A 20,098-nucleotide genomic window follows, 5' to 3' on the forward strand; every position below is an offset into this window, starting at 1 on the left:
TCAAGGATGAGCACGATGAAGTTAATGAAGTACTGTGTCTCCCCGAGTAAGCTGGCTTGGTTACGTAAAGAGTTTGGCAAAGATGCCGATGGGTTAATGGCGGCAATGGATGCTGCTGGCACGGCTTATCTTGATAACCTCAATGCCTTGACCGAGCCGCTGAAAAGTGAGCAGGTATCGGCCGAGGCTGAAAATGCGATTAAAGCTAAAACTCAACTTCAAGCGCAGCGTCAGTGGGCATATTTGTGGCTGCAGCAACGTATCGCTTTGACTACACGTATTGATGATATTGAACTTGCAGCGTTAGCAGCTTTTGAATTTCAACATGTCCGCATCGAGGTAGTTGATCCGTCGGAGTTTAATACAGTATTAGCACTATTACAGGCTGAGCAAGTCTTAGGTTTTGATACTGAAACCCGTGCAAGCTTTGAGCGCGGCGTGCAACATCCCTTGAGTCTTATTCAAATCGCGACAGTGGATACCTGTTATTTATTTCAGCATGCCATTTTGGGTGAGCAATTCACCCAGTTAAAAGCCTTATTAGAAGATGAAACCATACTCAAAGTCGGGGTTGGTTTACGCAGTGATGCACACGCTCTCAGGCGGCAATGGGGCATTAATGTCGCCTCAACATTAGATTTAAATTGGGCACTGGCTCAACTTGGAGCGGAGAAGGAAATGGGGACGCGCCAATTAGTTGCGGCGCTTTTGGGTGTACGTATCGACAAACCTAAAAAAGTCACCTTATCGAATTGGCAGCTCGTGCCTTTATCCAGTGCGCAAATTCATTATGCCGCAGCCGATGCCTTGGCCGCACTCAAATGCTTCAACGCGTTAATCACTCAACTGACACCCTTTTATCATGCATCGAGTGCCGCAAAAGCCGCATTATTCATTCCTTCAAGTTTGATAGTGCCCTTGGCGAAATATTTTAAGGATGCAGAATGAAACACAAAACCCAAGATGCTGCAAAAGTTAAAATCATGCCATTACATTCGGATGTGAGCTCGCAAGGCACCAGTACTTTAGGTTTGATTTATCGCGTACTTGGCATCTTGCTTCTGTTAAGTGTTATCACTTTTGGGATTAATGCTTGGGCATAGATAGCGGTATTGCCAGCAGTCGAAAATAAAGGACAACACTATGTTAGATGCTATTTGTGAACTCGAAACAGAGGATCATTTAATTGCGAGAACGACTTATAGTGTTTTTAAGTTTCAACAATTACCCGATGAGGATATCGAGCGTTTGCGGCAATGGTTAATTTGCCCCGCCTGCGGTGGTAAAGCATATTTCCGTAAAGCCTCAAAAGACGGTAAAGCCGCTTGTTTTGGCTCGCGATATCACCAAGCCGATTGTATTGAATTTAAACCTTCGGCACAAAAGTCCCGTGAGGAGCAAGATGCCATTGAAGTGCAGCAACAGCTGGTGGACGCCGATGCCTTAATGATCGACTTTAGCCGTAAACCTCGTCGCCATTCACCTGCAAACAAAGTTTCGACTGCAGAGGTATTAACCAGCAAGACTGAGCCAACGCCTAAATTGTCCTCTATGCCTGAGCCATCGAAAGCGTCTGTTGCATCGTCAGTGGATGATCGAATACAAGAGTCGAAAACAGGCTACCAAGTTAACACCGCTGAACATACCACTGAAAAACGAGTGCCTAGCCAAGGGCTCGAAAAGTTACTCCACAGTTTATTGCGCGGTACAGATTTAGCAAAATCGGATCTCTGGGTATACACAGACGCTGAGCGAAAATACCGTTGGCGGGCGAAGAACCTGTTTGTCAATTTTGCCGATGCGGACCCAAGCGACAATAAACCCCACATGTATTGGGGCACGATATCCCACACTGACCCGACGATGAGTTGGCTTAATCCTGCCGACAGCAAAGATATCGGCATTCCTATCGATGGGATAAAGCAACCATTATTAGCGCAATTTGAAATAGAAGATAAACGCTGCTTTGAAGGTGCGGGTTTGATTTTATTTGGTAAATGTTTTTGGAATAAAGAAAAGACCCGCAAAATTATTCAGCTATGGAATAACGATTTGCAGCGGATTTTTATCTCAAAGTTGGAAGATTAATTGGCTTTGGGGAGAGAAATTAAAAAGAGGGGAGAAAAGGGGCGATTCCCGACGCACAAAAGCGTTACAGCAAAAGTCCCTATCTATATCACGCTGATGAAAGCGCTTACTTGCCGCAGCACTTCTTGAATTTTTGACCGCTACCACAAACGCAAGGCTCGTTACGATTCGGTTTTTTCTCGAAAGTCGTGGTCTTAGGCTTATTTAATAAACCTTCTAATTCAACAATATCTTCAGCGACGTCGGCATTGACTTCGATATTGGCGAGCAGTTGGTGTTCGGCAACTATCGCGGCAACTTCGAGTTTACGCGCTTCGTCGGCAACAATTAATTGTAATGGTAATGCTTCTGTACCCGGTTTAGCGGCACGCTTAGTGTTGTAGCCATAGCTTTCGTGCTTCGGCTTAGGGGTTTTACGACCCTTGAAGAAAAATTTGTCAGACATGAGTGGTTCCGTCGAGCTGTGTATGAAATTGACGATGCTTATACTATAAAACGCCGATTTTATAAATCGAACTCAGATCTTTTTTCGATAAATGCGCGTCTTTAACCCTTAAGAACCTCAAAATGGCCGAAACGGCACACTTATTCGACGTCATCAAACTGATTTGTTGTGGGATCATTTAGTCGAGTTACTATTAACCTATGGGCTCTAAACTAAGTATCTACTACGTCATTAAGCTAATATGCGATGGCTTTTTAATCTCAGTGGCAGTTAAATCAACAGCAATAGCCTAACTTGTTTGAAAAACCTTCAGTTAATGAGTTTTGCCATAAAAAGTACTTTACCTTTGGAAGTGCTTTTAGCATAATGCCCCACGTCAACAGGGGTGTAGTTCCAATTGGTAGAACAGCGGTCTCCAAAACCGATGGTTGCGGGTTCGAGTCCTGCCACCCCTGCCAAATAAAACAACGGCTTGCATAGAAATATGCGAGCCGTTTTCTTTTGCGTAGAATAAAACGTAGAAAATGATTTTACTCGGATTGAATAAATAATCATTTTTTAACGCTACCAATTGTCGGTACTATTTCCACTTTTCTGTCGTAAGTGTTCACTTGTGCCAAGGTTTTATGGCCCGAGTATTGTTGCTTCTCTGACAGTGTTCCCTCAAAGTCTGATACACCTTTAGCCTTAATATCATGGAACGTGAAAGTGCGTTCAATCTGCGGATAGTCCATTTCCATTTTTGCCATCGCTCGCTTCCAAGCACTGCGCAATCCTTCTTGTGTTAATTTCCCGCTGGGATGCTTATTGATGACATAAATACTGGCAATGCCTGAATGCAGAGTTCTTGCTTCTGCAATTGCTTCACGTAGTCGAGGCGACCAAGCTTTGATTTGCTTTTTCCCTGTTTTACCCTGTTGGATAAACAAGCCATCTTCATTAACCTGCGACCAAGTTAATTGCAAAACATCACCTTGCCTTGCAGCACATAGGTAACTTATTTCACACGCAATTTTTAACCTTACCTCAGCACATGAAAGCAGGGCGTCAAACTCCGAATCCGTAATATATCTATCGCGAGCCTTTACCTTAAACTTTTTAATCCCTTTTGCGGGGTTGCTTTTACAGCGCCCACGTTCATAACCCCAAGCAAACATTACACTGGCAGCCGCGAGTTCGTGGTTTGCTTGGGTCTTACTTGATTGCCCCCTCAAATCGACATAGCGCCTAATATGATGCGGCTCAATTCGGTCCGGTAACATACTGCCAAACACTTTACTGAACACATTAAGTTCACGGTCCCGATCTCGCTGGGTTCTGGGGGCAAGCTCTTTAAAGTTTGCACTGTCCAAATACTCCATCACTAAACGGTCAACTGTGTACTCAAGGCTAAACTCAGCAACTGCCTTTTCGTATGCAGTCCATACCTCGGCTTTACTCGCCGTGATCTTGCACAGCACTTTGGTCGAGTTAGGACGCTTAATCACATAACAAATAGGCTTTCCCGCACGGCGATGAATGTAGACTGAAGGTGGTAACCAAGCATCCTCAGGTTTACGTTTACGCATTGCTTAGTGCTCCAAAGTTGGGCTCGCTTGATTTGTGATGAACCAACATACCCCGAGGATTATTCACAAAATCCCAAGTGACAGAAGGTTTACCATCGGCACGTATAAAGCAGTTTATGCCCTGATCACGTAACCATTTTACTTGCGCAGCTGGGCGCTTTAATCCACTCAATACTTCAAGTTCAGCATCAGTTAATAGCTGGCTCATGGTCTAAACTCCTTCACATAGTTATGGTTTACCAACACGGATAACACCTGTTGAAGCTTCATGCCGCTTCCTTATCTTTCGGAGCGAAAAACAGTGCGACGGGGCCATCTTCGGTGTCGTGAATACTCAGCAAGAATGAGCCGGCCTTGTCGCAAACGGGTTGCCAATCGCTGATATCGTTGTCGCCCTCGTCAAAGTAACGCTCGATGAGGTTTTCAGGCGCATCGAGTTCAAACCAAATCGCCACAAACTCGCCGCCTTGGCGTGCAGCCCATGCTTCACACTCTGCGCGGGTCACACCTTCATCCCACTCGGGCATATCTGGATGGGTCCAATAACCTTCTTCACGTTCAACTGTTGCTGCTTGTATCGACTTCATGCTGCTTCTCCTTGGCGCTGGGCTTGATATGTTTGCCATGCGGGCAAATCAGTGTTTGATACTCGCCAATCAAGCTCGCCAGCCTTGTCATAGGCCACTGAGCCGCCATATTGAGCACCCTCAAAAGTAAATGTCGCAGTGCAATACAGTTGTGGATATGCACCGTTAAACGCCGTGAAGGTCAGATCAGGGCGCAGTGATAACAGTCGTTGCTTAAAGGCTTCGGCCTTAGCATTGTGCTGCGTAATGTCAGCTTGCTTTTGTGAATGGCACGCCGCGTTGCAATAAAACGCCTCGCCGATGCAGATTACCGCTTCAATGTCCGTCGCATTGCCTTCATCGTCTTCGGCTTTAATTGGGTTGCCGCAGTGGTAACAGGTAAAACACCAACTATCGGCCAGTAACACTTGATAAGGCACGTTGCCTTGCTCAGCGTATTGGTCATATTCAGGGCAGCGAGTAACTGACATATCATCTTCAAAGGTCAGATTGAGTTCGCCCGCACCTATGCGGCGAGCGGCGGCAGCATGTTGATGAAACACAATGCACGCTGCGCCCTCGCAATGTTCTTGTACTTGAAACGCTTTAATCTTGGGTGTGCTCATGCTGCTTCTCCTTTTATCCTGAGTTTTGATTCTGCGTTGAGTGCGAATACTTCGGCGTCGGCTTGGCCGAAGTCGCTGCACTCGATGGCGTTAAAAGACTTACAAATGCCCCAACCGTGATAGTTGTTGGGGGTGTACTTCACTTCGATTTGTTGCTGATCGCACATCAAGGTGGAGTAGGGCTTAGATAACGTGACCACGCCATCTTTGGTGCTAAACGTATTCATGCCGCCTCCTTGTTTTGGTTGTCGCTGGTTTGGCTGACTGGCGAATGGCAGGGCAGGCGCATTGGGTGATATCGGTACGAATACACTATGGTGCGGCTAATGCCCTTGGCGAGGTTGGTTAAACCGTTGCCCAATGCTTGCCAGTACAGGCAATCTAGCGCGCCCAGTGCCAGTGCGATTTTGATGCTGTCGCCCGTTGTGGCCTTGAGTAACAGGCTCAACTTATGGCTGCGGTAATGATTTAACAGATGGCGAAACGCCGCTGATTGAGTCATTTAGGCCACCTGCTTCGGTTGCAAAGGAGTTGTTAGCAAAGCGCTTGATTGCAAATGAGTTAATTGCAGCTTGGCCCAGTCGATGGCTTTAATGGCCTCGACCGTGGCGGCGATTTGCTCTAGCTTCTTTTGCCCGCGCATAAAGTTAGACAGTTCAATACCGTGGCGAGCCGCCGCACGTTCGGCGGGTAGGGCGCTGGTGTAATGCAGCGTTAATGCGGCAATCACCTCGGGCGAACTAATGCGGGTGAGTGACAGCAATAACGCAACGCGCTCTTGTGATTCAAAGCCCGGGAGTAAGTGGTTCATGCTTCACCGCCTGTGGTGCTGATCACCCTGAACTCGACCACCCACACCCACGGGTTAGCATTAACGTTGTGATAGATTTGCTCCCAAGTGCGCAGGAATGCCGCCCGCGGCTTCTCATACCAGCCCGCCGATTTCGCCGCGGCTGAGCATGAATGATCAAAACCCTCTTTTATGGCATCGTCTTCTGAGATCTCATTCAATCGCTCAACCCTGATCGCAGTGACTTCCAGCAGAATGCGCGCCGCCCAGCGTGGCATGTGGATAGACGGAATAAACCCGCGATATTCAGCGCCACGGTAATCAAAGTCTTCATCACCCGTACCTGCCGTTAATCCGCCACAGACATAATGCAAATCAGGCCAGTGTGCTTTGGTCATTGCCTCACGCACCCACAGCTGAGCACCAAGCGTGCCGGACGGCGAAACAAACGCGCAATCTTCATCGCTAACACCAAAAACCTCATCATTGGCTGGTTGATAGAATCCGTGCTTATCAATGACTGTCGGTGTATACCATTCGGCATTTCTAGAAAATGGCGCCCAATCATCATGCGGCTGAGCTTTAAACATTCTGCGCGTCTGTGTTTTACGGCCATCAAGGATGGCGCGCACCATTTCGGTGTTGAAGATAATAGGGCGCTGTTTCATGCTTCACCTCTGTTCCACTCGTGCTCAGGGCTTGCATCCCAGCAACAAAATTCAATAAAGTTTTTAAAGCCGTCGCCGTACTCTAAATAGCGCTGATAACGCTGTTGGGCCTTTGTCTGTTTGCGGATCTTGCCAATGCCACCGTATTCAACTTCCCAAGTTGGGTGGCAATGACGAATAACGCCTGGCTTATCGTCGTCAAAATTAACGCCAAGGTGATGGCCGCAATCTTTGATGATCACGCCAGCGCGGCCATTCACTTTAACTAAGCGGCCTATTTCTGCTGGAACAGCGTAATGCTGCTTGATGTAGTCAAATTGGCTCATGTTGATTTCCTTATCTTTTAACCAAGAAACGGTGCAGACCTTTGGCGGCACGAATGGCGACAGTGCGGTCGGTGGTAAACTTGCCACCGGGCAACATCCAACCTTCCTTAAACGCGACGATATGGCCAACGCCGATTTTGATATCGCTGTGTAGCGGTTTGTCATCAATTAACATGCTGCTTTCCTTCTCTCGTCATCACACACCGCAGTTCTAAGCTGCGGTTTCGCCGTTAAACACCACCAGATTGATGATGGGTTTCTTGGTTTTGGGGTTCACCTTGTCCGACAGCTTGTGATAGCGAATATGCACATCGCGGTGGGCTTCTTGGGTCATGGCTAGCACGATATATTGCTGGCACAGCGCGGGCGTCGATAACGAATGCGACAGGCGTTGTGGCTTCATGGTTTCAAACAAGTGCTGCGCCATATCATCCAACTTAGCTTGGTACTCGTCGGGGCTCAGTTGACGGCGGTTAGGGTGAGCACCGACTGAGGTGCTGCACTTTTTGGCCGCTTGATTTTTCGCTAAGGTCATGGACACGCCGTAAACAAAAAACATAATTGCCTCCAACAAGGTGAAACTGTCGCCGTTATCGTTACAGGGATATGGACCATCACCCCTTGGTTGCTTTGCCTTGGCTGCCTAAATCGTGAATGTGCGCGGCGGCTCTGCGGCTCTACTGCGTTAGTGGCCGACGGGCGCGGCTGGCGTCATCGTGTGCAGCGGATGCACATTAGTGACGGCTTGCGAGTCGTTACGCCACACCATCACCTTGCCGTACAAACCTTGTAGGGGCTCAGTGAAGCGCAGGCAGAAGTTGAGCCCGAGTTCGCCCGTGTGGCGAATAAACTGGCGGTAAAAGGCGGCGCTAGGGTGGTGATAGGCAAAATGCTTGACCAGCTCGGCGCAGCGGGCTTGCACTCTTAGGCAATCCATCGGGTCGGTGTGGCCCTTGGCCAGCGCCATCAAGCAGGCAAAACGTATTGCAACCAGTAGACGAAACTCATCGCGTTGCTTAGGTGTGGTGTGAACTTTCGCTAGAATCATTTCCTTGTCCTCGGTAGTGCCCATTGGGAGCAAAGCTCGAAAGGGCGGTCAGTCGTTTATGGTTCAAAATGTCAGTGCTTGGGGTTAGCTTTCTGCAAGGCAGTTTTAATGGGAACAATATGATAGTAGGATAACCTACTATTTGGTGTCAAGTTGAATGTAGGAAAACCTACAGCGCTTGAAAGATCGAGAAAAAATATAAGAAGGTGGTAAATTGTTTGTGATGAATAATCATGATTCAAAGTGAAAGATGCGAGTTTTAAGCTTATAAAGAGAAAGGGCTTTGTTTCCTAATAGTGAAATCCAATGTTTGTCGGGTTTAAATCAAAATAATATTCTGATTACAGATAAATGACTGACGATGAAACAAGGGTTTTAAGCGCCATTCTGGCGATCAGGAAGTACTCTGTAGTTATTTGTGCTTTTAGGAAACAAAGCCAAGAGGAAGGGCAAGATTGGGAGAAGCAGCTATATGTAGTAACATAATAACTGCTTGTAATCGATGACTAATATAGAATGACGATAAAGCATTTCTGATTAAACATACTCTAAACATATGGGGGATTTGGATTTTTTATTTTAAAAAGTATCTTACGTAGATCTTCTAATCTTTCAATTCTAAGCATGGCCTGATTACACGTTATATTTCCAACTTTAGATTTCAGGATAATATCGTCTGTGCAATCGGAAAAAATCTTTTCTATATCTTTAACTAATTGTTCAAGAACACGTTTTTTCCTAATGTAAATTCTATTGGGTCTGTTCAAAAGTAAACGGTTAATCATATAATCGGCAGGGCTTTTATTAGCTGGATCAGGTTGTTTGGCAATAACTCTACCATCTATACCTACATCTAAGAACATTGAAAGGTCAGACTTAAATCTATCAATATAACCTTTGCCATCAATGTATGTTGGTCCATCTTTGTCCTCTAAACAACCTTTCCAGTCCATACTTTTTAATACATTACACTTTTGACATGCCAAGTGTAGGTTGTAAGGGTGATAGACTAAAACTCCATTAAACTTATCTGCAAATATTGCCCTTGGACGAAAATGGTCTAAAGAAAAGCGTTCTCCACCACATTCTATTTCTGTTGCATCACAATATACACAGCGATGCTTACAATCTTCTGCAATTTTATCATAGTTACTTTGATAATTTGATGCTGCATAAAATTCACCTTTGCGATTTCGGTATGCATCCTCAGGTTGACGATTTAATATGGGATAGTGCAATTCAAAAGGCATCACCACTTTCCTTAAATGCTTTTAGTTCTGCATACAGTTGTTCAAGTTGTTTAGATTGACGTTCAAGTTCAGCAACACTCTCATCAGAAATAATGGTCTCATCAATTAAAGTCTTGCTACGTAAGACATTTAAGTTTTCATATTCACTTTTTTCTACTTCTGTAAGTGATTGTGTAAGAGACTTTGAAAATAGCTCATCAAATCGTCTTGCTTGTTCAGTCTTGATTGTTCGAAAAGTATTTATATGACGAAGAAATCGCTTTGCATATTTGTCTTCCTCTTCATTCCACTTGTTTTTATCAATGGCAAACTCAATATCTCCAAGCTTTTCATCAATACTCGCCAAATTACTAGTGATAATGTATATAGGAACGTTCGGTTCGTTAACTCTAATTTTTTCAATTAATTCGCTACCCATAAAATCAGCAATTCCAGTATGGATAAGATCTTCATCAATAAAATAAGTTACAATATATTTTATATTGCTAAGTAATTTCAACATATCTGATGCAGTACGAGACAATTCAGGACATATTATGTCATATTCATCACCAAAAATACGCTGTAGTTTTTTCTTATAAATTTTTCTGATATCTGAATCATCATCGATAAAAATCACATTACCTATCATTTTTTAATCCTGTATGACTTCAATATAAAAACCTGCCCCACCTATTGATGAGAATTGTTTAGCATAAACCAGACCAGACATATGGTCTTCAACTTGAGTTTTGATAATCGCAAGCCCCATACCAGTACCTATTGTATTTCCAGTACGATCGACTTTAGCGCTATACATAGGCAAGAAGATTGTTTCTTCTTGTCCAGTTTCGAGGCCACAACCTGAATCAAGGAATGAAACCATCAACTTAGTGCCTCCAACTCTTTCAAAGCAAACTTTTATTTTTCTGTCTGTTCTTGGAGTTCTATTCATTGCCCAAATCGAGTTTGTTATTAGGTTGATTGCAATACTTTCCCAATCAATTCTGAAAGAACGAACATTAAAATCTTCTTTTTTAATTCTGATAAAATCGAATTCCCAATTTATCCCTGTTTTGTTGAATGTTGCCTTCATTAATTCAAAGATGTAATTGAAAATTTCCGGTACATTGTTTTTTGTTCGTGTTCTCTTATCTGGTTTAATATTGTTAATTGCTAATTCAGAAAAGTTATTTACATATGTCGTTCCATTAATAACATCCTTTGTCATGTCCGCAAGGTCTTCATAATCTAAATTTGTATTGTTTTTTCTACTGTCTTCAAAAACTAACAATAATTCTCTTGCATTTTCTAATGCTATGGCAGAATGCGTCTTAATCTCATGGCCAAAGCAAACTGTTAGTACACCAATAGATGCGAGATTTAACATTGTATTTTTTTGATTCTCTAATTGTTTTCTCTCCTTTTCTAGTTGGTTGTAATAATCATTGAGTGCTTTTTCATGAGAGATTTTAGCTCTTTCTAACTCTCTTAATTTTTGATATACAATAACAGCAGGTGGTAATAACTTCTTTTTCTTTACTTTCTTATTTGAAAATGACTTTCTAATTGTTCCAACTGACTCGGTTAAAGAATCAATTGCTTGAACTAATTTTTCATCTGACTTTTTAAATGTCTTCTCTAACTCATCAGCTAGATTGATCTCTTCATTATCTTGTGCATCTTTATGCGCAATTATTTCAAATGTTTGAATTACCTTAATTGCGAAAGTGCGAAGTTGCAAATAAGCGTCATTCTCAACAATTCCTTCTCGGTTTGCTTGATCATTTAGTTGTGGATTTTTAGTTTTGGTTATACTAACAGCACCAATAATTTGATTCGGACCAATTTTCCATCCACCTTGCTTTATACCGCCTGGACTTGAGACTTTTCGAAGGCCAATATCTAACCAATCCCCTTTCCCTGAAGGCTCACCATATGGTCGTACGCGAAAGTCATCTCTATAAATTCTTACTCCTTGGTTTACAGTCATAAACTGTGACCAATCTGTACTCCTCATATTTATCTTTGAGGTGAACTCTTTCTTGTTAACCATATAATAAAAATCAAATCTTAGTGGCCCGAATAGAGGTGAGTCTCCTTGATTGGAGATCCAATGCTTCCATGGCACAGGCACTTGTTTTATAGTTTCACCGCTTGTGTTATTTTTGAATGAAAGTTCTACTCGATTTTGATTATCAACTTGAGCTTTAATCTCCCAACTAGCAGCAGATAAAATCTCTTGGGAATCAATTATTTCTTTTTTTGGACTTTGATTATTGATATGCGTACTTAGTTCAATAGAAAAATCATTTGCAGAACGATATGGTGATATGAGCAATCTTAGTTCTTGTTTGAGTGAGTTTAAGAACTCTCGGTCCCATTGATCCTTTAATCCGATGAGAACCATATACGTTCCACTTTCTTCATTCGATGTGAATATATCACCATATTTATCGGTAATAGGCAGGTCTAGTTCGTATATACTATGCTGTATCTCTGACATAGTGGCATTTTTGCCTTCATATTTACGCCAATCAACGATTAATTGAGTAACTAAATCAGAACCTTTAGTTTTTGTGTAAAGTACTACTTTATGGCATAGTCTATCGAGACCAAGCCGGCCTAATCCTTTTGCTCCTGTCAAAACACGCTGTTTTGTGTGTGAGAACTCAGTTCCAAATTTAAAGTCTGTACCAATTTTTAGCCAATGGTCATAAAGTGTAGCTGCACTCATTCCATTACCATTGTCTTGAAGTACAATTGTTGAAATAGTTGGCTTGTTACGTAAGTAAAAATGCAACTTTACTTCTTCAGCATCCGCATCGTACGAGTTTTTAATTAGCTCGGAAACTGCGACTGTTGAGCTAGAAATGCTCTCTCTACCTAGTTGTAAAGGGACTCTAGCTGAAAAGTCGAATGGTCTTTTACCTAGTAATCTACGCGCCATATTTAAACCTTAATAAATGGAATATCCTTAATTACACCTACAGTTAGATGACGTAAACGGATCCTTTCATTAAGGAATGCGTTTGTTTCATCTGAGCTAAGTGCCCGCAGTAACTTCTTACAAGTATTTATTTTTCCATCTTTAGGTTTAATTACAATTAAGTGATTTTCAATTGCTACAGGTTTCTTCAAGTTTATTAGTGTTGCAGAAGCTCGGGCTTTGTCAGAAGGGCTCGAAGTTCTTTTGACTACAACAAATGGAGGTATCAGTGCGGTGCCTGAAAACCGTCTATATTCATTCGCACTAGTTAATGTCTCCCATGCCGGGCAGTTCTTGGGGTAGAAATATGGGTATCTAGAACCTTCTTCTGGATCACGATAGGCGACTAATGGTCCTGTCCTTACATCAAAATAGTCTGAAATTTGTGTAGTGACATTTTCTTTTTTATACCAACAAATCTGCTTGGAAGTTTCTCTTAATACTCCAAATAACAAAAAGACATCGACATCAGTTTTTTTGTTGAACTGCCCCCATACATTACAGATTGCTGTCATCTGTGATGAAACGAAGCTTCTAAAATCTTGATAGCGGCTCCCTGAGCGAAGAACATCTGGTAATATTGCGCTTATGTTACAGTTTTTTGGCATTAGTCTTAGATACTTATCAAAAATAACACCTGCAAGATTTACTTTCCCATCCTTCCAAAAGTTAATTTTGGGTGATGGGCCAATTGTGAATGGTGGATTCATTACTGCATGCGTTACAGTTTCAAGATCGGAAGCATCTACCGTTAATGCATTTTGAACTTTGATGTTATATAAGAATTTTAATGCATCTTCTAAAGAACAATCGCGTTCAACCCCTCGATTAATCGCTTCAACAACTAAACGTAGTTTTGTTGCTTCAATAAAATGAACATGAATATCGAATCCCCACAATACCTGACCCCAACGTTTTAATGTGCTAGATAACGTTGTTTCTACACCAAGTTTTCTTGAACATTCTATGAGTAAGTTCCCTGCGCCGCAAGTAGGGTCAAGGACAACTGAGCTAAATGTGATAGGTACATCAAAAGAATTGACAGCTTTGGAGGCTAATAACTGACCAGTAAAAAAACTTCCTGCATCACGCATTTCTTCAATAGTTAAGCATTCCCTCAATACTAGGTCGATAGAATCTAAATCGACTAGATGTTTCATAGAGTTAACATTTGAAGACATTAAGATACTGCGTATTACATCGTTATGTTTCGTTAATTGGTTCATGGTGCTTTGACTGCAGGATTGTTAACCCAATCATACCATTAAAATCAAAATGGATCTAAAGTAACGTGTGACGCTATGTGTTTGAATTTATTATTATCTTTATTTTTTGCTAGCGATATTTTTCTGCAGAAAAAACTGGTTATATTTTACTCATTTTGAAGAGGGGAAGTAAATTTTTAAAACAAAGATGTAAGTCACATCTTTGTTTAGATATCACCTTCACTAGTTATTTAATAAATGAAGAACTTCAAATTTCTTGTTTGCCCATTACTGTTTTATTCACATCGTATTAAATCAATCATTCATAGCAATGAAGTGGTTTATATTTAAGTATTTGTTTTTTAATAATAAAGGCTGTTTGCGTATTACAAGTGATTCGTACTTAACTATTCCAAATATTCAGCACTGACCACCAGAATACCCAACCGATGATCTTAATATCTGCCATTTTTTCTGGTTGGATAAATTCATCAGGAAACTCATCGTTGTTGTAGCTTTTGATTCGAATGCCACCACCGGGCATACGGTAGAGGATTTTTACCCTTAACATACCATCGTGATCGATTGCGTACATTTCGCCATCGACAATATTCTTTTTGCTGGTATCGACACCAACTGTGGTGCCATTACGTAGGACGGGTAACATGCTGTTGCCGGAAACGGTGACACAGGCGGCATGCTGGGGATCGACATTACTCTTTTTGAGGGTGGATTTGGCAAAGCGGAGTTTGCAACCACCATTTTCTTGCACGAACGTAGAGCCATTACCTGCGGCCAATTCGACTTCGCGGTAAAAAGGTAATGCTACTTCATCATCCCTTAGCGGCGTATCACCATCCCACAAATCAAAGCCAGCATGCCACTCTGCATTAGACTCCACTGTTACTTTAGGCTCTACATCGCCATTGAGTAGCCATTCTGGAGTGCATTTGAGAAGTTCTGCTAATGCTATCAAATTGGCACCTTTTGGTGAGGTGCCATTCTTACCATCTGTTTCCCAATTGCTGACTGATACGCGATTAATACCTACATATTGAGCTACTTCATTCTGGGATAATCCCAGCTCTTTCCTTCGCTCAGCAATTCGTTTTCCCATGGTTTTTTTCATTGATAGCACTTCCAGATATTACATGTAGGCAAGACTACATAAAAACCATTACATTGTAATCGTAGTTTTAGTTTACACATGTAGGAAAACCTACTATTATCTTTTCAAGTTTTTGTTAAATCCATTTCAGGGGTCTTCATGAAAAAGACAGATGTCCTTAACTTTTTTGGTGGAACCGCAGCAACTGCGGCTGCACTGAACATTAAAAGCCCGTCAGTTTCAGGTTGGGGTGAAGACGTTCCCGAACTCCGCGCTTACCAAATCGAGCGCCTAACCCACGGCGCACTCAAAGTTAACCCCGTTGTTGTTTTAGATAATCCTGAGTCGGCAAGTGTGGCTTAGATTCACTTTAGGTTGAAGGAGGACTGTACACATGAAAACCAGTTCACGTAAAAATGACAGCCGTTTGAATTTGTTGATGAAAACGATTCATCGGGTGTTGGAGTTACCCAAGATGACACGTTTTGCGCTGGCGATAGATTTTGTCGCGGCGGTTGAACGCCTTGGGCTAAGCGAGGTGTTAGCGGCGGAGGGCATTAGCTTTGCCCGCACTCAAGACGTGCACAACGATGCGCGGATAAATGCGCAAAAGCTGTTCCGCTGGCTTGGCCAGTACGAGGGCCAGCATCCGCAGGTTGACCGCTTGTTTCATGTTGAGCAAGCACTGGTGGCGGCACTGCCCGAGCATTTGCGGGTGCAGTATCTCAACGATGTATTTGGTTGTACTGGGGTGACTGTCATTGCTGATCGCATGAATGATGGCCATGTGTTGCATGTGGCTGATATGGCGGCATCGCTCACCAAAGAGAACGCCGAGGCGCAAGTGGCGGTGATCCATTTGGGCGATGAGCCCAAGCGCGAGCAGTTAGTGGCGGCGCACCGCGAGTTAAAAGAGTCGGCGGCAACCACGCAAGCCAGCATGGCGGCGTTAGAGTTGGCGTACCCGTATTTAGCGAGTCATGGCGGTAAGGCGGCGCAATACGCGGCCGAGAAGTGACAGTGATGCCGCAATCGAGCCTTCACATCAATGTTATCGCCAGTGCTAAGACCGAGTTGCATCAGCAGTTGATCCGCTTGGGCGACATGATCGGCGACGGTTTGCACTTAGAACCCGATGGCAAATGGATTGCGAAAGAGTATGTGAAAGTGGCGCGGGCGTTAGGTTATCGGCCTAAACGCGCGAATCACAGCGCACAGATTAATGCGGTGATGCTTAAGCGGGTGGCTGATGTGCCGTGTGGCCAATGCGGTTTGGCTTTAAAGCAAACCAAGTCGGGCTCGAAACGCGCCGTGTGTGCCAATGGGCATAAGTGGCAGTTGTTGAAATGACTTGTTGGAATGAGCTGTTGAAATGAAAGAAGGAGTGAATGGCATGTTCACAAATCAGTTAAGTGATAACTGGGCGCGTAAAAAACGCCGTTATCAAATTGCCCGCCACAGTTTGGCGACCGATGCGGGCTTGATACCTAAGTGGCAGTGAGGAGCATAACGATGTTTGATCCTGAATGTTTAATTTGTTGTTTGGAGGGCGGCGCCGCGTGTTCGGTACATGGGCAAGTTAGCCGTGCTGATGGGCCCGTCGTGGCCGCGCTTACCGAGATGGAAACCGCGCAAGTGACATTACTCATGATGCAGGCAAAGCAGTTAATGCTTAAGGCGATGGCGCTTAAAGCTAAGTCGAACATGCCTAATAGCACTCAGCCTAATGTGCCTGAGCTTAGCGCGGCAACCTCTGAGCGGGCTGCGTTAAGCGGCGTGAACATGGGCAAAGACATTGCCTGTTTTCATGGGCATACCACGGCGGAGTTGTTTAAGCGAACGCAGGTGGGCCGAATGGTTGAGGTGTTAAGGAGCTGCGATGAATTGCAGCATAGTCGCCCCGAGCGTTTGGCGGTTATCGCGACCGACATCGTGGATAAGGCGTTGCTGGGCAGTGGCAAGCAGTTGTTGCTGCCGACGGTGAGCATCGATTGGATTATGAATTATCTGTTGATGGAAGAACAACGCGCGGAACGTTCTATTGCGCTATTGGCGGTGGATAAAGGTGCGGGTGATGTGGGCGCGGTTGATATGAGTGCAGCTAATGTGAATGCCATCGTGACTAGCCGCAACGTGCACATTAAACGGCGTGATTTTTTTAGCCAGTTGCGCAGTAACTTGGCGCACAAGGTTTACTTGCTTGGCGGTGAAGGCGAGCGAGCGGAGGGCAACGGGGCGCATTGCAGTTGACCCGTTGCAGTAGACATAAGAAAGCCCGCTGAAGTTTTGGCGACGAATGCGGGCTTAATACCTAAGTGAGGCAATATCATGTTACTGAAGCATGGGGTTTGCGTCAATTCGAGTTTGTGGGTTGCTCTGTTTGGGGGTGACTTATGAGTATGGAATTGATGGTAAAAGCGATGAAGGCCAAGGTGGGCAATCCACTGCGCAAGCTGGTGTTGATCAAGCTGGCTGATAACGCCAATGACCAAGGCGAATGCTGGCCGAGTTACGAGTATATTTCGCAGGCTTGCGAGATAAGCGAACGGTCGGCGATTAACCACATTAACGCGCTGGTTGACGTCGGACTGGTGCGCAAAATTACCCGCAAGAGTGAGCATAAACGCAATACATCCAACCTGTATATTTTGGATTTTTCATCGTGTGTTCTGAGTGATAAACCTGCGCAAACCCTACCTTTTACTGAGGGTGCAGCAAATTCACCCCTAGAAAATACTGAGGGTGCAGCAAATTCACCCCTAGAAAATACTGGGGGTGCAGCAGATTCACCCTTAGCCAATTTTGAGGGTGCAGCAAATGCACCCATGGGTGCAGGAGATTCACCCTCTGAGGGTGCAGGAGCTGCACCCAGAATCTGTCACTCTTTTGAACCTATCAATGAATCTTTAAAAGACTCTTGTCCAGCAACGAGTGCTAAGTCGGTTTTCAATGCGTTTTTCAAAGCCTATCCCGCCCATCGCAAAGGCGGCTCGGATTCGGCTGCGTGGAAAGCGTGGAAGGCCGAAAAGCTGACCGACGCCGATTGTGTGCTGGCGGTGAGCTGGTTGAAGGATGCTGCGGCGCAGGATGCGAGTTGGGGTTTTAGCGCGAACGGCCAGTTTGTGCTCGGTATTACCAAGTTTATCCGTGAACGCCACTGGTTAACGCCGTTGCCAAGACCGATGGCAACCGCCGTTGGGCAAGTGGATTGGAGTTATGCGGTGTATGACCCAGAGGACCCCTTGATATGACGGCCAACCAAAATGCGAGCATGAAATCACTGCAGACCTTAATCCGCCAGCCGCTGGTTGGGCAGGGGCGTGTTAGCCAACCTGAGCCGACGGCGATGGACATGGCGATTGTGGACAGCGTGTTTAGCAAGTTGCGGGTGTTGTTCCCTGTGAGTGCGCCGCGGCCTGAGGACGAAGCGACCCACAAAGCCGAGTGGCTTAAAACTTTGGCGGCGCAGGGGATTGCCAGCCGCGAGCAAGTGCAAGCGGGGCTGAATCGCGCGAGACGCGAGCAGGGCGATAGGCAGTTTTGGCCGACACCGCGCCAGTTTGCTTTGTGGTGCCAACCCACGGCCTGTGATTTGGGATTGCCCAAGTTAGAGGCGGCGTTCAAGGAAGCGACCCGCCATTACCATCACCCTGATAAGCATACGTGGAGCCATGATGTGGTGCGCTTAGCGGTGCGTGAAACAGGCAGTTGGATGTTTGCGACCGGGCTTGAAAAGGACGTGTTAATGACCTTTGAGCGCAATTACACAGTGTTATGCAGACGCTTTAGCCGCGGCGAGTTGACCGATGTTGAGTTGCCAAAGGCATTACCTGAAACGGTGACACGGCCCACTGAGGCGGCCAAGGCGAAATCAATTATTGCCACGCTACGAACCAACCTTGGACTTAAGGGGGCAAACGATGGCGAATAAACCTCTGACCCAGCGCGAACGCTTGATGCGCATCATCACCGGCAAACGGTTTTGGACCCTGTTTGAAATCCAGCAAGAGAGCTTTAACCGCTTTGGGGTTCACGACAGCGAGACGGCGTTAAGTGCGCGGTTTCGGGATATGCCGATGAACCAGCGGGTAAAACGCATTCGCTCGGGTACCCATCACACCTTTGAATATCGGTTGGAGGGCTAGATGGCGCAGATGATGACAGCAACAGGCGTAGAGCAAGGCAAGTTAAACGATGCGGTATTGCGCCGTTGGTTGCGGGCAGGGATAACGCGGGACTTTCGGGATACGCAGTTTCCGGCGGTGCGGTTACGGGCCTCGACCGATAGACGCCAAGCCTCGGTGTATTTAGTGATGAACGAAGCAGGCAAAACCGTGTGGCAAAAGCAGGGCGTGTGGCCAGTGATGTGCTTAAAGACCTTTTTAACCGAGTTACCCAGTTTGCTCGCCAAACGCAGCATGGGCCAAACGGTCATCAGCAACGAGTTTGCCACCGTCGCGCAATTGCTGGCGTGGTTTGTCACCCATGTGGAGTGCAATCGCACCTTAAGTAACAGCTGGCGCAGTAACTGTAAATCGTTAGTGAGTAAACATCTCAGCGGCTGCTTTGGTGAGTTACCACTCAATGAGCTGAACTTTATCGCGGTGGACAGTTATTTAATCAAACCCATGTTGGCGCAAGGCTACTCGGCCAATTACATCAAAGCCGCGGTGAAAGTGTTAAAGCGAGCGCTATCGGTTGCGGCCGATTTACGGGTGTTAGACACCAATAGTTTGGCGGGGTATCGGGTGCAAATGAGTTTGAAGATGCCGCCTTTGGTGGGCACGCAATTAAGCGAGTCGGACGTGGGCCCGTTATTCAGCGCATTGCGAAATGCAGCAAGACCGGTAGCCATGCTGTTTGTGTTAATGCTGATGTTCGGTACCCGCATAGGGGAAACCCGTTTAGCCAGATGGGACCACTTTGCCGGCGATTACTGGTTTATTCCCGCTGAGAATGCCAAGAACCGCCAAGAGCATCGCTTACCTATGACGCCCACTGCCAAGAAGCTCATAACCCATTACGCCCAATGGCAATACACGCATGTGGGCAAGCGGGCGTTTTTGTTCCCAGGCGAAGTAGGGCCGGTGAGCATACGCACCGCACAGTATTGGAGTGAGACGATTCGGTTTAAGGCGTTTACCTCCCATGCACTGCGCAAACTGTGCCGCACCATTATTGCCGACATGGGCGTAGATACCATGGTCGGTGAGCGGATATTGAATCACACCTTGCCATTACTGCTGCGTACTTACGTTAACAGCACCTTAGATAAGGGCATGTTGATGGCATTAGATGCCTACCACGCACACTTAATCACACTGGGGTTTGATGATGTGGCGCCCGAGATTATGCGCCAATCGACCACTGAGCCAGACGAGCCAATGTTAGTGGGGTGGTTATGACAATGACAATGACAATCACAAATAAAACGAGTGGGTT

General features: G+C 45.2%; 29 protein-coding genes and 1 tRNA gene. 12 read left to right on the top strand and 18 right to left on the bottom strand.

All coding sequences use genetic code 11. The features are described from left to right. The first annotated feature begins 15 nt into the window (after nucleotides 1–15). Genes L5M71_RS00095 through L5M71_RS00105 form a run of 3 tightly spaced genes read left to right on the top strand, consistent with a single transcriptional unit; the run spans nucleotide 16 to nucleotide 2,088 of the window. Nucleotides 16–948, top strand: coding sequence for a 3'-5' exonuclease (locus L5M71_RS00095; RefSeq protein ID WP_263149146.1), 933 nt, complete (start codon nucleotides 16–18; stop codon nucleotides 946–948). After that, a complete protein-coding gene (locus L5M71_RS00100; RefSeq protein ID WP_173243196.1) occupies nucleotides 945–1,103 on the top strand; it encodes a hypothetical protein in 159 nt (52 codons plus the stop codon). Before L5M71_RS00095 ends, L5M71_RS00100 begins: the two co-directional genes overlap by 4 nt. 40 nt (nucleotides 1,104–1,143) lie before the next feature. Beyond that, nucleotides 1,144–2,088 carry a hypothetical protein gene (locus L5M71_RS00105; protein WP_263149148.1) on the top strand — a complete coding sequence of 315 codons (945 nt, stop codon included), beginning with the start codon at nucleotides 1,144–1,146 and terminating at the stop codon, nucleotides 2,086–2,088. 106 nt (nucleotides 2,089–2,194) lie between these two features. On the opposite strand, the gene L5M71_RS00110 is transcribed toward L5M71_RS00105, so the two are convergent. After that, complete coding sequence (locus L5M71_RS00110) at nucleotides 2,195–2,533, bottom strand: PBPRA1643 family SWIM/SEC-C metal-binding motif protein (RefSeq protein ID WP_263149149.1); 339 nt, start codon at nucleotides 2,531–2,533, stop codon at nucleotides 2,195–2,197. A gap of 381 nt (nucleotides 2,534–2,914) precedes the next feature. Between L5M71_RS00110 and L5M71_RS00115 the strand changes: the two genes are divergently transcribed. Continuing rightward, nucleotides 2,915–2,991 (top strand) — tRNA-Trp (locus L5M71_RS00115). 93 nt (nucleotides 2,992–3,084) lie between these two features. Here L5M71_RS00115 and L5M71_RS00120 read toward each other — a convergent pair. The 17 genes from L5M71_RS00120 to L5M71_RS00200 all read right to left on the bottom strand — a co-directional run bounded on the left by L5M71_RS00120 (nucleotide 3,085) and on the right by L5M71_RS00200 (nucleotide 14,665). Then, nucleotides 3,085–4,101 carry a tyrosine-type recombinase/integrase gene (locus L5M71_RS00120; RefSeq protein WP_263205726.1) on the bottom strand — a complete coding sequence of 339 codons (1,017 nt, stop codon included), beginning with the start codon at nucleotides 4,099–4,101 and terminating at the stop codon, nucleotides 3,085–3,087. After that, a complete protein-coding gene (locus L5M71_RS00125; RefSeq protein ID WP_263205729.1) occupies nucleotides 4,094–4,309 on the bottom strand; it encodes a DUF4224 domain-containing protein in 216 nt (71 codons plus the stop codon). Before L5M71_RS00125 ends, L5M71_RS00120 begins: the two co-directional genes overlap by 8 nt. A gap of 58 nt (nucleotides 4,310–4,367) precedes the next feature. Next, nucleotides 4,368–4,688, bottom strand: a complete 321-nt coding sequence (locus L5M71_RS00130) for a hypothetical protein (protein WP_263205731.1) — start codon at nucleotides 4,686–4,688, stop codon at nucleotides 4,368–4,370. After that, nucleotides 4,685–5,293, bottom strand: coding sequence for a hypothetical protein (locus L5M71_RS00135; RefSeq protein ID WP_263205733.1), 609 nt, complete (start codon nucleotides 5,291–5,293; stop codon nucleotides 4,685–4,687). The genes L5M71_RS00130 and L5M71_RS00135 overlap by 4 nt, the downstream gene beginning before the upstream one ends. Continuing rightward, nucleotides 5,290–5,520: a hypothetical protein gene (locus tag L5M71_RS00140; protein WP_012586784.1), complete on the bottom strand. Its 231-nt coding sequence runs from the start codon at nucleotides 5,518–5,520 to the stop codon at nucleotides 5,290–5,292. Before L5M71_RS00140 ends, L5M71_RS00135 begins: the two co-directional genes overlap by 4 nt. Continuing rightward, nucleotides 5,517–5,795 carry a hypothetical protein gene (locus tag L5M71_RS00145; RefSeq protein ID WP_011847799.1) on the bottom strand — a complete coding sequence of 93 codons (279 nt, stop codon included), beginning with the start codon at nucleotides 5,793–5,795 and terminating at the stop codon, nucleotides 5,517–5,519. Before L5M71_RS00145 ends, L5M71_RS00140 begins: the two co-directional genes overlap by 4 nt. Beyond that, the gene (locus tag L5M71_RS00150) at nucleotides 5,796–6,104 is read right to left on the bottom strand and encodes a hypothetical protein (protein WP_012197003.1); all 309 of its coding nucleotides are present in this window, start codon (nucleotides 6,102–6,104) and stop codon (nucleotides 5,796–5,798) included. It lies immediately after the preceding gene. Beyond that, a complete protein-coding gene (locus L5M71_RS00155; RefSeq protein ID WP_263205737.1) occupies nucleotides 6,101–6,751 on the bottom strand; it encodes a hypothetical protein in 651 nt (216 codons plus the stop codon). The genes L5M71_RS00150 and L5M71_RS00155 overlap by 4 nt, the downstream gene beginning before the upstream one ends. Next, on the bottom strand, nucleotides 6,748–7,077 hold the full coding sequence (locus L5M71_RS00160; protein WP_263205739.1) for a hypothetical protein: 330 nt from the start codon (nucleotides 7,075–7,077) through the stop codon (nucleotides 6,748–6,750). The genes L5M71_RS00155 and L5M71_RS00160 overlap by 4 nt, the downstream gene beginning before the upstream one ends. A gap of 10 nt (nucleotides 7,078–7,087) precedes the next feature. Then, nucleotides 7,088–7,252 (bottom strand): DUF1317 domain-containing protein, encoded by a 165-nt coding sequence (locus L5M71_RS00165; RefSeq protein WP_263205741.1) that lies wholly within the window; start codon nucleotides 7,250–7,252, stop codon nucleotides 7,088–7,090. 36 nt (nucleotides 7,253–7,288) lie between these two features. After that, nucleotides 7,289–7,636: a hypothetical protein gene (locus L5M71_RS00170; RefSeq protein WP_263220655.1), complete on the bottom strand. Its 348-nt coding sequence runs from the start codon at nucleotides 7,634–7,636 to the stop codon at nucleotides 7,289–7,291. A gap of 126 nt (nucleotides 7,637–7,762) precedes the next feature. After that, the gene (locus tag L5M71_RS00175; RefSeq protein ID WP_263205745.1) at nucleotides 7,763–8,125 is read right to left on the bottom strand and encodes a hypothetical protein; all 363 of its coding nucleotides are present in this window, start codon (nucleotides 8,123–8,125) and stop codon (nucleotides 7,763–7,765) included. Nucleotides 8,126–8,673: 548 nt separating this feature from the next. Beyond that, nucleotides 8,674–9,375 (bottom strand): HNH endonuclease, encoded by a 702-nt coding sequence (locus L5M71_RS00180; RefSeq protein WP_263205747.1) that lies wholly within the window; start codon nucleotides 9,373–9,375, stop codon nucleotides 8,674–8,676. Continuing rightward, complete coding sequence (locus L5M71_RS00185; RefSeq protein ID WP_263205750.1) at nucleotides 9,365–10,006, bottom strand: hypothetical protein; 642 nt, start codon at nucleotides 10,004–10,006, stop codon at nucleotides 9,365–9,367. Before L5M71_RS00185 ends, L5M71_RS00180 begins: the two co-directional genes overlap by 11 nt. 3 nt (nucleotides 10,007–10,009) lie before the next feature. Continuing rightward, nucleotides 10,010–12,304, bottom strand: a complete 2,295-nt coding sequence (locus L5M71_RS00190; RefSeq protein WP_263205752.1) for an ATP-binding protein — start codon at nucleotides 12,302–12,304, stop codon at nucleotides 10,010–10,012. Nucleotides 12,305–12,306: 2 nt separating this feature from the next. After that, nucleotides 12,307–13,503, bottom strand: coding sequence for an N-6 DNA methylase (locus tag L5M71_RS00195; RefSeq protein ID WP_263205754.1), 1,197 nt, complete (start codon nucleotides 13,501–13,503; stop codon nucleotides 12,307–12,309). 448 nt (nucleotides 13,504–13,951) lie between these two features. After that, nucleotides 13,952–14,665, bottom strand: coding sequence for a helix-turn-helix transcriptional regulator (locus L5M71_RS00200; protein ID WP_263205756.1), 714 nt, complete (start codon nucleotides 14,663–14,665; stop codon nucleotides 13,952–13,954). Nucleotides 14,666–14,815: 150 nt separating this feature from the next. Between L5M71_RS00200 and L5M71_RS00205 the strand changes: the two genes are divergently transcribed. From L5M71_RS00205 to L5M71_RS00240, 8 genes are all read left to right on the top strand, one after another. Then, complete coding sequence (locus L5M71_RS00205; protein WP_263205758.1) at nucleotides 14,816–15,019, top strand: Cro/CI family transcriptional regulator; 204 nt, start codon at nucleotides 14,816–14,818, stop codon at nucleotides 15,017–15,019. 31 nt (nucleotides 15,020–15,050) lie between these two features. Then, nucleotides 15,051–15,674: a hypothetical protein gene (locus tag L5M71_RS00210; RefSeq protein ID WP_263205761.1), complete on the top strand. Its 624-nt coding sequence runs from the start codon at nucleotides 15,051–15,053 to the stop codon at nucleotides 15,672–15,674. 5 nt (nucleotides 15,675–15,679) lie between these two features. After that, nucleotides 15,680–16,006, top strand: coding sequence for a hypothetical protein (locus tag L5M71_RS00215; protein ID WP_263205763.1), 327 nt, complete (start codon nucleotides 15,680–15,682; stop codon nucleotides 16,004–16,006). A gap of 162 nt (nucleotides 16,007–16,168) precedes the next feature. After that, entirely contained in the window at nucleotides 16,169–16,906 is a 738-nt protein-coding gene (locus L5M71_RS00220; RefSeq protein ID WP_263205765.1) for a hypothetical protein, read from the top strand. Between the two features lie 143 nt (nucleotides 16,907–17,049). Beyond that, the gene (locus tag L5M71_RS00225) at nucleotides 17,050–17,907 is read left to right on the top strand and encodes a helix-turn-helix domain-containing protein (RefSeq protein ID WP_263205768.1); all 858 of its coding nucleotides are present in this window, start codon (nucleotides 17,050–17,052) and stop codon (nucleotides 17,905–17,907) included. Next, complete coding sequence (locus tag L5M71_RS00230; RefSeq protein WP_012197506.1) at nucleotides 17,904–18,587, top strand: replication protein P; 684 nt, start codon at nucleotides 17,904–17,906, stop codon at nucleotides 18,585–18,587. Before L5M71_RS00225 ends, L5M71_RS00230 begins: the two co-directional genes overlap by 4 nt. Continuing rightward, complete coding sequence (locus tag L5M71_RS00235; RefSeq protein ID WP_012088970.1) at nucleotides 18,577–18,801, top strand: hypothetical protein; 225 nt, start codon at nucleotides 18,577–18,579, stop codon at nucleotides 18,799–18,801. Before L5M71_RS00230 ends, L5M71_RS00235 begins: the two co-directional genes overlap by 11 nt. Next, nucleotides 18,802–20,061, top strand: a complete 1,260-nt coding sequence (locus L5M71_RS00240; RefSeq protein ID WP_263205772.1) for a tyrosine-type recombinase/integrase — start codon at nucleotides 18,802–18,804, stop codon at nucleotides 20,059–20,061. Nucleotides 20,062–20,098: the final 37 nt, after the last annotated feature.

The organism is Shewanella sp. SW1 (genome assembly GCF_025653545.1).
GTDB classification, from domain to species: domain Bacteria; phylum Pseudomonadota; class Gammaproteobacteria; order Enterobacterales; family Shewanellaceae; genus Shewanella; species Shewanella oncorhynchi.